We start from the raw sequence: 13719 nt of genomic DNA, 5'->3' as shown, positions 1-13719 counted from the left end.
ATCCCCTTAAACCCGCCCAATCCGCGTCATCCGTGTTCCCCTTTTTTCATTTTTAAAATTATTCCTTCTTTTTTTATCCCCTTAAATCCGCTCAATCTGCGTCATCAGCGCCTGTGCGCCCACCGGCGGGTTCCTCTTTTTCAAACCCACGGACTAAAGTCCGTTGTTACAAGATGGATCGTCCTTTCAGGACTGTACTTATCGTAAATTGTAAACTCCGAATTTTAATCAAAACTAATCCGAATTTATTTTAAAATATTTATCCTTTTTTAATCCGCCCGATCCGCGTCATCTGCGTTCCCCCTTTTTTTCTATTATATAAAACCCGAATTTGCATTCCCCTTTTCATTTACAACGCCGCTACTAACCGTTCTTTTTGTCGCATATCCAAAACAAACTCTTTTCCAAACGATAATTTTTTAATTGCTGGTGATCTTTCATCTATCATTCTCCAAAATGGAGTAATACTTTTTAAAGATCTACCTTTTTCATATTCTTCATACGCAGCTTCCGCAGCAATGCGCAAAAAAATTCCCGCTGTGATCGGGCACATATAATCCGCATTATATTCAGCCGCCAGATCTTTTCGCATTTGTTGTAAAGTTCCCGTCTTGCCCTTTGGAATATGTTTAATATAATCTGCTACTATTTTGGGAGTTGCAATTAACATGCTGGCACCAGCAGGAACATCTGCAAAATTGCGTTTTGAAATTACGATCTCAGCTTCATTCTTTACCTCAAACTTTTCCTTCCAGGTTTTACGCGTATACATAACTTTGATTTAACTATATAAAGATACCGAGTAATTTGATCCACATTTATGATATAAATCATTAAATTTTAATCGAAATTTGCAAAACCTGATCAAAATATAAATAAATCTGATGTTAAAAATAGATATACATACTCACATCATTCCCGAACATTTACCAAAGTGGAGCGAAAAGTTTTTTGATTCGAGGTATATCCATCTCGATCACCATTGTCCGGGATGCGCTCGAATGATGCAGGGAGATAAATTTTTCAGGGAGATACAATCCAATTGTTGGGATGCTGATGTTCGGTTAAAAGATTGTGATGAACATGGAGTGAACGTACAGGTTTTAAGTGCAATTCCGGTAATGTTTCACTACTGGGAAAAAAATGCAGCTTATGCATTGGAAACTTCGCGTTTTCAAAATGATTTTATTGCGGAAGTTGTTTCGCGTAATCCAAAAAGATTTGTAGGATTAGGAACCGTTCCTTTACAAGATCCTCAATTGAGTATTCAGGAAATGCAGCGGTGTATGCAGGAACTCGGAATGGCGGGAATTGAAATTGGAAGTCACGTAAACGACTGGAATTTAAATGCAGAAGAATTATTTCCCTTTTTTGAAGCAGCCGAAAAATTAAATGCAGCCATTTTTGTACACCCGTGGGATATGATTGGAAAAGATAAAATGAATAAATATTGGCTGCCTTGGCTTGTTGGAATGCCGGCAGAATCGTCGCTGGCAATTTGTTCCATGATATTTGGGGGAGTGTTTGAAAAGTTGCCAAATTTAAAAGTTGCATTTGCACATGGAGGCGGAAGTTTTCCATCCACAATAGGAAGAATTGAACACGGATTTAATGTGCGTCCGGATCTTGTTGCAGTTGATAACAAAATTAACCCTCGAAACTATCTCGATAAATTTTACCTCGATACATTGGTGCATGATCCATTGATGCTTAATTTTTTATTGGAATTGTGCGGACCTAACAAATTGGCCATGGGATCAGATTATCCTTTTCCATTAGGTGAACATCAGCCCGGAAAGTTAATTGAAAGTATGGATCTGGATAATACTGTTAAAGAAAGATTGTTGAATGGAACAGCTTTGGAGTGGTTGGGGATGGAGAAGAGTAGATTTGTGTGATCACAACTCATATTCATTAATTCTTTACCACAGTTGCAACATATACAATTCATTTTCGATTGAACAGATGCATAAAAAATAATAATTTCTATTTTTCGTTATTATCTGGCAAGCACTATGATCCTAAGATTTTTAACTATTGTATCTCTTCTCATAACCTACACTTTTGAAATAGCGTTTTCCCAATGTGCACCAAGACTTGATGGCGTTTACAAACGCAAATTACCTGGTGAACACGACCTGTATACCTATAACATTTTATCTGTTGAAAACAACAACAATTTTTATTCCGTAAAATTTGATACAGTTTTTACTGAATCGTGGCAACTAGAATATGATTTAAATAAAAACTTTATATGCCAAGTGAATAGAATAAAAAATGATTCCTTTTCATTTTTTGTAGTGAATAAAATAACTTCAAAAACTAATTACCTGTGCTCATCAAGATATTTCGATCAGCGAGGTATAACATGGACGGATCATTTTTTATATTATTCAATTAACGGAAATGCTGGGTTGTTCAATTTTAATGATGAACGAATAAAACAGGTTATGCTTCCTTCAGGTAGAATTCTGGGCCATGATAACAATTTTGTTTATTATAGCATTTTTGACAAAATAAAAATAAATAAAAAAGTCTATCGGCATGGTACCATTTTTCGAATTGACACTAATGCTTATGAAATTATAAACCCTCAATTTAATAAAAAATATTACCCCAAAGAAAATATAGTATTTTTAAATGAGGATTATAGATTGGAAAACACCTTTGCCTATTCAATGGAAATAGATTGTGAACAAAAACGTTATTTTTATACTACACTCTATTATAAAGGCGTCAAAATTGATTCATCACTTTTTAACGATCCGGAGATGACTGGTGAGAGGGCATTTTTATATAAAGACACACTAAAAGTTACTAAATACGATCTTGACAGATTTTATGTTAATGGAGAACTCATTAAAAAAACTAATATTCGCGACTCCATCAAAACCCATTCATTACTGATAAATAAATATTTTTCATATGATGTTATCGATAATTATATCGTCGCCATTGTTGAATTTGGCCGCACTGAAACTCATGGCTTAAAATCAGGTGTTTCACTTACATTAAATGGTATACTTGTTAAACCCGAACATTACACATATCAGGTGGTATTAATATTCGATAAAAACACATATCAATTTCTTGAATATCCTCAGCTAATTTTTACGGATGAATGATCATTTAGCCTGAAGATAAACCCCTTATTGTCGGAAATGATTATTAACAATAATTAATAAATTATTATAATAATTTTCTACATTTTTACAGAACATTTAAAACCACAAATTATGAAAACAACCTTTACTTTTCTGATTACACTTATTTTTCTTCAGGCTTTTAATGTCATCGCACAAAACGCATTTTGGGCAAAGGGATTTGCTACCGGAACCTGCGACATGCTCACCACTGATGCCAGCGGAAATATTTATGCAGCAGCTGTTTTCAGCGATACAATCGAAATTGACGGTGTAGAAATTACCCCTGAAAATCCATATAACAGTTGGTTGGCAAAATTTAATCCTGCCGGAGAATTACAATGGATCGTAAACATCACCTCAACAAATATGGTGTATGTAAGAGATTTAATTGTAGACAATAATGGGAATGTTGTAATAGCTGGTAGTAGTCTAGGAATGGTTGATTTCGGGCCTTTACTCATGGGTAATGAGTCGGATAATTTTGGAAGGGCATTTATAGCGGTTTACAATCCTGAAGGAACTTGTATAGATATAACCGGGACAAATGGTGAAACGAATGTGCATTTTGTTGCAATTGCAACTGATGCTGCAGGAAATTACGGGGTTTGCGGTGTTTCAGAAGGTTCATTTGCACATGGCGTGGAGCTAGTTCCATTTTATGGCGGCACAGATGCGATATACGGAATGTTCGACAGCGATCTGGATCCCATTTGGATGAAGACCATCGGAGGTCCTGATGGAGATGGAGGATGTGCAATAGAATTTGATTCCAATGGCGAATTGGTACTTTCCGGATATTTTGAAGGTGATTTTATGTTAACAGATGTACCATTCTCCAGTTATGGTGATGTAGATATTTTTTTAGTTAAAACTGATACTGATGGATATTTTCATTGGTTGCGCACTTTAGGAAGTGAAAACAGCGAATATCAATATTGGATGGACATTGAATTGGATGCAAATGACTACATATATTTAGCTGCAAATATGAATGAAGAAATCAGTCACCAGGGTGGAACAAATACTTCCTATGGCAGTACTGATTTTTTTGTTACCCGTTATAATAGTGCGGGTGGATTTGATTGGTTTATTCACGGCGGTGGAGAAGCTGATGATTTAATGTATGGAATGACAAAAGGAAATAATGATAACCTTTATGTGTATGGATATTTTACAGGTGCTTTTGAAACGGATGGGCTTATTTTATATGCCGATGTAGCATACGATGGATTTTATTGTGAAATTGGAACAGATGGCTCGGCGAATTTAGTTGCACAAACAGATGGTGATGATACAGAATCATACACTGCTGCTGTGGTGGATATAAATAATAATTTGATCGGAGCAGGAATTGCAACGCAAAATATCACATTTGAAGGTGCAGGAACCATAGACGGCATTGCGGAAATAACTACATTCTTAGTAAAATATGAGACGGTTTATTCTATTCCTGAAGTTGGAATTGAAGAAAATGATTATCCCCTCAACTTTCAATTATATCCTAACCCAACTAATAACAGCATCAATTTTGATTTTACAGAAAGTAAAATTCCCGGAAAAGAAATTATTATTATAAATGCGTCAGGTGTAGAAATTGCCAGATATGAAATGACGGAAAATTACCATTCTGAAATAAATGTTGATGCATTGCCATCAGGTTTATATAATGCTATTATTGTTTCTGATGATAATATAAAAATAGGTGCAAAAGCATTTGTTGTAATTGATTAAGGAGATAATTTAATTAACATATTGTATTAAATAAAAAAGCCGACTGCAAAGCCGGCTTTTTTATTTAGTAATATTTGATTATTCAACTATTATTTTATTTGTAATTAATCCTGAAGCAGAATTTAAATTAACAGTATAGATTCCCGTTGCAAGATCTGCAATATTCAATTGGATGTTTTCTCCAACTTCGGAGTTGATCTGCATATTTTTAAGTACCTGACCATTAATGGAAACTACACTTACATTACCATTAAAGCCAGCAGGAACATTTATATTAATTTTATCAGTTGCAGGATTAGGATATACCATATCATTACCCATCAGATCTGCACCTGTGCGCATAACGTATACCGGAAACGCTCCCGTTGTTCCATCAACTAAGGTATAATATAATCCAAATGCCTGACTACCTTCAGGGTTTAATTCCGGTGAAAGAAATCCACTTGCGTATACAACTGCACTTTGACCTAATACTCCCGTTAAATTTGCTTCGTAAGATGCTACAACTGTTTCAGGTGCATCACCTAAAGCAACATCTAAAATATACGTTGTATTTGCAGGAACTATCTGATAACCGGAAACTGCGCCATATGATACATTGTCCAATAATGTAGTTACATCACGAGCAATTATATCCACTGTTGGAGCATCAGGTGATCCATGCACTCCAAAAAATTCCAATCCATTGGCTCTGTCGCTAAATGCTTCTGTATTTTCTTTTACCAATAACTGAAACCCAATTTCCAATCCGTCAGGATTAGCAACAAACAGATCAGGATTTAAAACACCACTTGCCATAGCAATGTAAGTGTAACCCGCTTTGAACGTTGCATTTATAGTAGCAATTGCATCATCAACAGATTCACTTGTAGGTGGAGCAACAGCTATACTCACTGGCATATTACCGGGAACATCGATATATGGTGTTGCTGTTCTGAATTCAAAATTATCAATAGCTAAAACACCATCAACATAAACATCAACAACAGCTGCAGCAGGATCAGGGGAATTGTGAATTACCTGTAATTTAGAATTAGTAACGAAAGGTAAATTTTTTACTGTTCCATCAGGCAATACGTAAAATAATTTAAATGACTTACCATTATTATTTGCGGCAGGATCTAAAAATCCACTTGCAAAAATTACAGCCGCTGCACCACCTGCATTTGATAAAAATGCTCTTGATGACGTTACAATTGTTGCAGGATCAGCACCTGGAGTTACATCAATAAAATATTTATCTGCAAGAACACTAACATAACCTGTAAAATCGGTATACGATGCATTGTCAACTACAGTTGCAACATCACGTGCAATTGCATCTACATTTGGCGCATCACTTGCTCCGTGAAAAAATACAAAGTCAAGATTATTCGGATCTAAACTACTTTCACGCATACCTGCATTTACAAATAAATTAAATCCCGTTGAAATGCCATCCGGATTTGCTGCGAAATCAGCAGGGTTTAAAACTCCGTTTGCAATTATTACATATTTTTCACCATCTGTTAATGTATAAGTGAATGTTGCAATACTTTCATCGGCAGATAAACTTGTTGAAGGTGCAATACCTATAGTTAATGGAATGCCTGAAGGAGCATCAATAAAAGGTGATGCGGTACGGAATTTAAAATCGTTGATCAAAAGATCATCATTCAAATAAACGTCAACAACATTTGCCGCCGGATCTGCTGAATTATGAATTACCTGCACTCGTGCAGTTTGTGAGAATGCGGCTATCATCGACAGCGACATTCCGAAAGTGAGAAGTACTTTTTTCATTGTGTTCTATTTTTTAGTTTGAAAGTAGAACCAAATGATTTTTAACTTGTTCAGAAAATATTTTGTTAAAAAAAGTTAATCGTAAAATTATAAGGACAAATTTGTGATGAAGCAGTTTAATAGCAAGTGTTCTGTAAATTGTTCATAAAATATAATTAAATTTTTATTAATTATTTGTTGAATCATTTATTAAACAAAAACCTCCCAAATACACCCTATTTTCCATGTTGCGTATAATATTCCCCTTAAATTATTCCCATTAAAAAAGGCATGAATTGCTCCATGCCTTTACTACTTTCTCAACCCAAATTATTTAATGTATCACAGTCAACATTCTGTATTAATAATATTTCAAGATGCACGACGCAGTTCCATAAAATACGTTAGCGGTAGCGATACTATAAAATTCTTCCCTTCTGTATCTCTGCCTACAATTTCAACATTAGAACTTTCCATGGAGGCATTTGCATTATATATAAAACATCCGGGAAAATTATTCGTCCCGATCTTTAATTGATGCATTACTGTTTTTTCATCTTTTGGAATTCTCCAAAAACATGAAGCAATTATTTTATTGCATGTTAAAAATGAAATAGATTCGATATAATCGAATGGATAAGAGAGTGCCGTTCTGGTAATAATTCCAGGTATCAGTTTTTTAATATATTCCGGGCTCAACATAATTTTTTCTTTTGTTGAACCAAAGTTGTGGGTATTCAAAACAGAAGGCAACTACAGATTAGTCGGCTTTCCAATGTATGTACATATAAATTTGCCAAAATGTTTTGGTTTGAACTTCACTTAACGAAAGAAACCCTTATAAATAAAGGGTTTCCTGTAGTTTTGCTATTCCGGTTTCAAGACGGATTTTTGTCGGTTTCGCAGATTTGTGCCTTAAAATCTATAATTAATTGTATCCTGCAAGCTGATCCTGAATATTTTTTATTGTAGTTTCTTCAAAGTTGAGAGTTATATTTTCATCAGCAGTAACAAATTCTTTTTTGGTGAAATACAGTTTACCTTCACCTGATCCTACTCCGGCAATAGTAACATTTTCACCTTTCGGAACATTATCAAATTGAAGTTTTCCCATTGCATTTTTTGTTGGGGCTATCATTGCTTTTTTATCATTAAATATCATTACGATCTCCGAACCAACTACGGGTCCTGTTTCTACTATGAGGTTAATAGTAGGTGCATTTTCTTTCATATAAATCTGATCACAATTGATCCAACCCAATTTTGTGGCCTGTAAAATAATTTTATTTTTATTTATTGTTTTATCTATCATTAAAGTATCCATCCATTTACCTTTTGTTTCCTCCCAATGATCGGTAACTTTAATGCGTTGTCCGAAATTATTATAATCAAATTTACTTCTCCATTTCTCTATCGTATCGGATATAAATAATTTGGAACCATGAATTACCCATTCCTTATCAATTGCAGAAGGATCGACCGCAGGAACCCAATTAGCAATATCACCACTATTATTTGCATTGGCATAATACAATCCGAACCCATCATTTTCTTCTCTTTCGGCAAAACCAACTTCCATTGTTGCACCTCCCTGTAATCGCAGGTCTTTACCATTTCTCGATGCTTCAATATTGATCATTCCATCAGAAATCAGGAGTTGCCCATTCGAAATAGTAGCTAATTTATTATCTATAATATCCATCATAGAATAAAATTCTGTGATCTCAATTTGAATATCCCCTAATGGTACCTGTCCACCTTCTTCATACACTAATGAATTAGCCGGTATTTTAATTTTTGTTCCTTCCGCTGCAGTAAATTCTATTGTTCTGTTAGGAGCAAAAGTATATATCTGCGGTTTCTTTTTTTTCTGAGCCAATGCATAATTGGTCCAGAAAATAACATCTACCCTTCTGTTTAATGATTTTTGTTCCTCCGTTTTATTTTTATTTATAGCTTCCTTTTCACCATAAAATTTTGATTCAATTAAATATTTACTATTTGATAAATATTGCTGCACTGCCGTTACCCGGTATTGTGATAATTCAAGATTAGATTTATCGCTTCCATCAATATCGGCATAACCTTTTAAAAAAATTGCATTGTATCCTGAATCAATTGTCAATTCTTTAAACTCTTCTAATTGCAGTTGTTGTGCAGGTGATAAATTATAATCTGCCTTTTCAAAAAAAAGTGAAATGGACATGGGTTGTGATTGCGCAGAAAGGGTTACAGAAATAAGTAAGAGGGAGTTAAAAAGTAAAGTACGCATACGTGGCTGTTTGCACTCAAAACGAACTTCTAAAAATTTTTATTGCGCGAAAAGTAATTTCATTCCGTTGGCGGATGTTTCTCCATCCACATTTTATGGAAGGATTTTGGAGCTATTTTAAACATCTCTCTGCGTTTTCCCCAGGAATTTTTAAACAACATATTTAAAACCATATTCTTAATTCCGGGACTTGGTTTTTCCATTCTTTTTCGACTCAACATCGATCTTCGCCAAATTTTCCAGCTCATTCTTTCTGTAAATGTGCTGTATCCTTTTTCCACTGCTTCGTTGCGATTATATAATAAAAGACTGTGCAGTTCAATATTAATAGGACAAACTTCCGTACAATTTCCACATAAAGAACTGGCATTACTCAAATGCTTAAATTCTTCCATCCCTTTAAAATGCGGAGATATAATGGAACCAATTGGTCCGGAATAAGTAGTGCCATAAGCATGACCTCCTATATTTTTATATACAGGACATGCATTTAAACATGATCCACATCTGATGCAATATAATGCCTCGCGTTGTTTTTCTTCCGCAAGTAAAGTAGAGCGACCATTATCCAAAAGAATAACATACATTTCTTCAGGTCCATCCACTTCAATTTCTTTTTTTGGTCCTGTAAAAATGGTGTTGTAAACAGTAACTTTTTGCCCTGTGCCATAAGTAGATAATAAGGGCCAGAATAAACTGAGGTCATTTACACTTGTTATCATTTTTTCAATTCCAACAACAACGATATGTGTTTTTGGAAAACTGGTACTTAATCTTCCATTGCCTTCATTTTCCGTAATGGCAATTCCTCCAATATCAGGCAAAATAAAATTTGCTCCGCTGAATCCAACATCCGCAGTAATATATTTTTGACGCAAATTAACTCTTGCAACTAAGGTTAATTCCTCCGCAGTAAGATCAAGACTTGTTCCTAATTTTTCATGAAACAATTTTGCAACATCATCTTTGCTTTTATGCATGGCAGGAGTTACAATATGATAAGGAGCCTCACCATCCAGTTGCTGAATATATTCACCAAGATCGGTCTCTATACTTTCTATACCGTGATGTTCTAAAAATTCGTTAAGGTGAATCTCTTCTGTTGCCATGCTTTTGGCTTTAACAGCAGTGCGGGCACCTTTTTTCTGCATTATCTTAAGGATCTCTTGTTGAGCTTCCTTTTCATCATTGGCCCAGATTACCTTTCCTCCGTTTGCAGTGAAATTTGTTTCAAATTCGATCAGGTATTTATCGAGATTTTCCATCACCTTCCACTTAATATTTTTCGCCTTTTTGCGAACATATTCAAGATCGGAATATTGTTTTTTTCCCTGAACTACCGTTGCATTGTATTTTCCGATATTAAAGAGCAATTTTCTTTTATGCTCCGCATCGAACGCTTTAAGCTCCGCTTTTTCTAAAAATGTTTGTAGTGTATCCGACATGCTTATTGCAACTGCACAAAAATAATACATAACATTGCATACAACACAGTACATTTCCACATGTTGATTTATGAAAGTAGCAAATATGTTTACTTTTGACGTTTGAAATAACATTTACATGAAACGAAAATTTGTTTTTACATTAATTTCAGTAATTTCTCCTCTGTTCACCTTTGCCTCGGGTGGAACGGCAGATCCTATCACATTTTCCGGAATTCCCCTGGAATTTATTTTATTCGCATTAACACTTTTGGGTGTTGCCTTATTTCATAAATATACTTTGCGTGTTGCCTTAATTGGTTTAACCTCCATTCTGATATTAAAATTGGGTTTTCTTGATTTTGATATACAGCATCATTTGTGGGAAGAATCCTCTATACTATTGAATTTACTGGGTTTATTGCTCGGATTTGCCATTCTTGCAAACTTGTTTGAAGAGTCGATGGTGCCGAAATTATTACCAAAAATATTACCTGACGATTGGAAAGGACCATTCTTTCTCCTGGCCTTTATTTTTGTGCTTTCATCCTTACTCGATAATATAGCTGCGGCATTAATTGGAGGTAGTATTGCGCATATTGTCTTTAGAGGGAAAGTGCATATAGGATATCTTGCTGCAATAGTTGCTGCCAGTAACGCGGGTGGAAGTGGTTCCGTTTTGGGAGACACCACTACAACTATGATGTGGATAGATGGAGTTAACCCCTTGGATGTAATACATGCCTATGGTGCGGCAATTCCCGCTTTTTTGTTTTTTGGCGTTTTTGCTTCTCTGCAACAACATAAATATCATCCCATTTTGAAAGGTGCTTATGAGGCTCCGAAAGTAAATTACAGGAACCTGATTGTATGTCTGCTTATATTGGTGGGCGCTATAGTTACGAATTTTGTCCTTGAATTTCCGTCTGCCGGTGTATGGGCAGCTATTTTGATCGGATCTTTTTTTATTAAAATTAAATGGGAAGAGTTGTTGAAGGCCATTCCAGGATCATTGTTTTTGCTTTCGCTGGTTTTATGTGCATCCATGATGCCTGTGGACCAATTACCGGCGGCAAGCTGGCAAACAACATTTTCATTAGGGTTTATCTCTTCCGTTTTTGATAATATCCCTCTAACAAAACTCGCACTCGATCAAATGGGTTACGATTGGGGAGTTTTAGCCTATGCCGTAGGTTTTGGAGGAAGTATGATCTGGTTTGGTTCCTCAGCAGGGGTTGCAATTTCCAATATGTATCCGGAAGCAAAATCTGTCTCTAATTGGGTGAAAGGAGGTTGGCATGTGATCGTTGGATATATTATCGGTTTTGCAGTTTTAATGTTAACTATCGGTTGGAATCCGCATACTCCGCATAAAACTGAAGACGGCTCACAAGGCATACACGTTGAAGATGTTACTGAATGATCATCACTTTCACTCATCTTAGCAGCACGAAAAATGCTCAAATCCTGCTAATAATTAGATACTTTTGACACGATTAGCGTTTATCTGTAATTATCGAAACTATCTGTGCTGCAATTATTTTTTTCAAGGTCAAAAAACGTAAATACTCTCGACGATGCCATTTTGATCGCCGAATATAAGCGCACGGGCGACAATAATTACGTTGGTGAACTGTTCAAACGCTACGCCCACTTGGTTTTGGGGGTTTGTTTGAAATATTTGAAAAATGGGGATGAGGCACAGGATATGACCATGGTTGTATTTGAAAAACTGCTGACCGACCTAAAAAAACATGAAGTTGAGCACTTCAAATCATGGTTGTATATGGTTGCTAAAAACCAGTGTTTAATGCAGTTGCGCAAACAAAAAGGCAAGGAAACCGTAGAAATAAATATCAATTCCAGTGAAGATGACGATGAAAAATCTGTGGAAAACGACCTTGTGGGGCATCTTGATGATGTAGATTTGAAGGAAGTTAAATTACAGCAGTTAGAAGAGGGGATAACTAAATTGAATTCGGAACAAAAAATTTGTGTGGAATTATTTTACCTGCAAAACAAAAGTTATGTGGAAGTTGCTGAAATTACAGGATATGAATTAAACCAGGTTAAAAGTTATATCCAAAACGGAAAACGAAACCTGAAAATTTATTTAGAGAAAAAAAATGTCTGAACATACATTACATATTGAAAAAGGTGGTTTTGTAAACAAAGAAAAATTGTTTGCTTATCTGCGCAACGAATTAAACGATGCGGAAAAACTTCGTATAGAAAAATTAATCACGCAAGATCCGTTTTTACAAGATGCTGTGGAAGGATTAAAGAATGCAGATCTTAATACGATCGACATAACATTGAATACAATTTTTGCAAAAGTGGATGCGGCAACTATTGGACAGAAAACAAATACTTTTTCTGCTAACATTCGCAAATACGCTGCTGCAGCAAGTATTATTTTATTATTAGGAATGAGCTGGGTAATTATCGATAATTTAAATAAAAAACAAAGCGATGGAAATCAGATCGCTTCAGAACAATCAACAATAGAAGCTGACAAAAACAGTGAGGCATTTATAGTTGACGACAGCTCCGACATGGGAAGCGGAAGTGCCGCCGGTGATTCCATATCCATGGATGAATTAAATAAAGAATCAGAAATGAAAAGCCGATCAAAAAGCACCATGTCTGAACCTGAAAAATCAGTTGAATCAACTTACACATTTGATTATACTGAAGATGCAAAATCGGAAAAAACCATTACTACGGAAATGATTATTACTCCACCCTTAGTTGTGGATGAAGGTGCACTCCTATTATCAAATAATGCCACGGATGATGAAGTAAAGGGAGTTGACAACATAATAACTGCAGGTTCTGTTACCACCGAAACTGTAAGCATGGAGGAAAAAACGATTGATTCAGACAAAGACATGGCTGCATCCACAAAAAAAGAAAAAAAGATTAAAAACAATGCCTCTAAATCGGATGCGGTAACATTATCCGATCTTAATGAAGCACCTGCAGCCAGGGATTCATTGGAAACGGTATATTCATTTGTAGAGCAAATGCCGGTATTTCCAGGAGGAATTGATTCGCTGAATGAATTCATCTTCAAAAATTTAAATACCGATTGCGATGCAGATAAAGATTGCCTTTCCGGAAATGTATTTGTAAAATTTATTGTAAACGAAAATGGTTCTGTTTCCAATGCACAAATAATTAAACCTATAAGTCCGCAATTTGACCAGGAGGTTTTACGTGTAATATCATTAATGCCAAACTGGACTCCCGGAAAACAAAGTGGCAACAAAGTAAAGGTATGGTATACCTTAAAGGTTAATATTGATTACAAATAATTTTTTTCCACTTCTTTCATTTATTAAGAAATAGATACCACATTGGATATAAGTATTAAATTTATACC

General features: G+C 35.3%; 11 protein-coding genes. 6 read left to right on the top strand and 5 right to left on the bottom strand.

The window, feature by feature from the left end; genetic code table 11:
• Positions 1-349 precede the first annotated feature (349 nt).
• On the bottom strand, positions 350-772 hold the full coding sequence (locus tag IPI31_04240; protein MBK7567014.1) for a hypothetical protein: 423 nt from the start codon (positions 770-772) through the stop codon (positions 350-352).
• 112 nt (positions 773-884) lie between these two features.
• On the opposite strand from IPI31_04240, the gene IPI31_04235 reads away from it, so the two are divergent.
• From IPI31_04235 to IPI31_04225, 3 genes are all read left to right on the top strand, one after another.
• The gene (locus tag IPI31_04235; GenBank protein ID MBK7567013.1) at positions 885-1898 is read left to right on the top strand and encodes an amidohydrolase; all 1014 of its coding nucleotides are present in this window, start codon (positions 885-887) and stop codon (positions 1896-1898) included.
• Between the two features lie 117 nt (positions 1899-2015).
• Complete coding sequence (locus tag IPI31_04230) at positions 2016-3125, top strand: hypothetical protein (protein MBK7567012.1); 1110 nt, start codon at positions 2016-2018, stop codon at positions 3123-3125.
• Between the two features lie 111 nt (positions 3126-3236).
• A complete protein-coding gene (locus tag IPI31_04225) occupies positions 3237-4877 on the top strand; it encodes a T9SS type A sorting domain-containing protein (protein MBK7567011.1) in 1641 nt (546 codons plus the stop codon).
• A 78-nt stretch (positions 4878-4955) separates the two neighbouring features.
• On the opposite strand, the gene IPI31_04220 is transcribed toward IPI31_04225, so the two are convergent.
• The 4 genes from IPI31_04220 to IPI31_04205 all read right to left on the bottom strand — a co-directional run bounded on the left by IPI31_04220 (position 4956) and on the right by IPI31_04205 (position 10355).
• A complete protein-coding gene (locus IPI31_04220; protein MBK7567010.1) occupies positions 4956-6659 on the bottom strand; it encodes a DUF4397 domain-containing protein in 1704 nt (567 codons plus the stop codon).
• A 351-nt stretch (positions 6660-7010) separates the two neighbouring features.
• Positions 7011-7340 (bottom strand): hypothetical protein, encoded by a 330-nt coding sequence (locus tag IPI31_04215; protein ID MBK7567009.1) that lies wholly within the window; start codon positions 7338-7340, stop codon positions 7011-7013.
• Between the two features lie 226 nt (positions 7341-7566).
• The gene (locus tag IPI31_04210) at positions 7567-8910 is read right to left on the bottom strand and encodes an OmpA family protein (protein ID MBK7567008.1); all 1344 of its coding nucleotides are present in this window, start codon (positions 8908-8910) and stop codon (positions 7567-7569) included.
• A 59-nt stretch (positions 8911-8969) separates the two neighbouring features.
• The gene (locus tag IPI31_04205; GenBank protein MBK7567007.1) at positions 8970-10355 is read right to left on the bottom strand and encodes an iron-sulfur cluster-binding protein; all 1386 of its coding nucleotides are present in this window, start codon (positions 10353-10355) and stop codon (positions 8970-8972) included.
• Positions 10356-10473: 118 nt separating this feature from the next.
• Between IPI31_04205 and IPI31_04200 the strand changes: the two genes are divergently transcribed.
• From IPI31_04200 to IPI31_04190, 3 genes are all read left to right on the top strand, one after another.
• On the top strand, positions 10474-11757 hold the full coding sequence (locus IPI31_04200) for a citrate transporter (GenBank protein ID MBK7567006.1): 1284 nt from the start codon (positions 10474-10476) through the stop codon (positions 11755-11757).
• A gap of 108 nt (positions 11758-11865) precedes the next feature.
• Entirely contained in the window at positions 11866-12468 is a 603-nt protein-coding gene (locus tag IPI31_04195) for a sigma-70 family RNA polymerase sigma factor (GenBank protein ID MBK7567005.1), read from the top strand.
• Positions 12461-13651, top strand: coding sequence for a TonB family protein (locus tag IPI31_04190; protein ID MBK7567004.1), 1191 nt, complete (start codon positions 12461-12463; stop codon positions 13649-13651). The genes IPI31_04195 and IPI31_04190 overlap by 8 nt, the downstream gene beginning before the upstream one ends.
• The last annotated feature ends 68 nt before the right edge of the window (positions 13652-13719 follow it).

The organism is Bacteroidota bacterium (genome assembly GCA_016706865.1).
Taxonomy (GTDB): domain Bacteria; phylum Bacteroidota; class Bacteroidia; order Chitinophagales; family BACL12; genus UBA7236.
The sequence above is the reverse complement of the archived record's forward strand: the minus strand, read 5'-3'. Positions and strand labels throughout refer to the sequence as shown.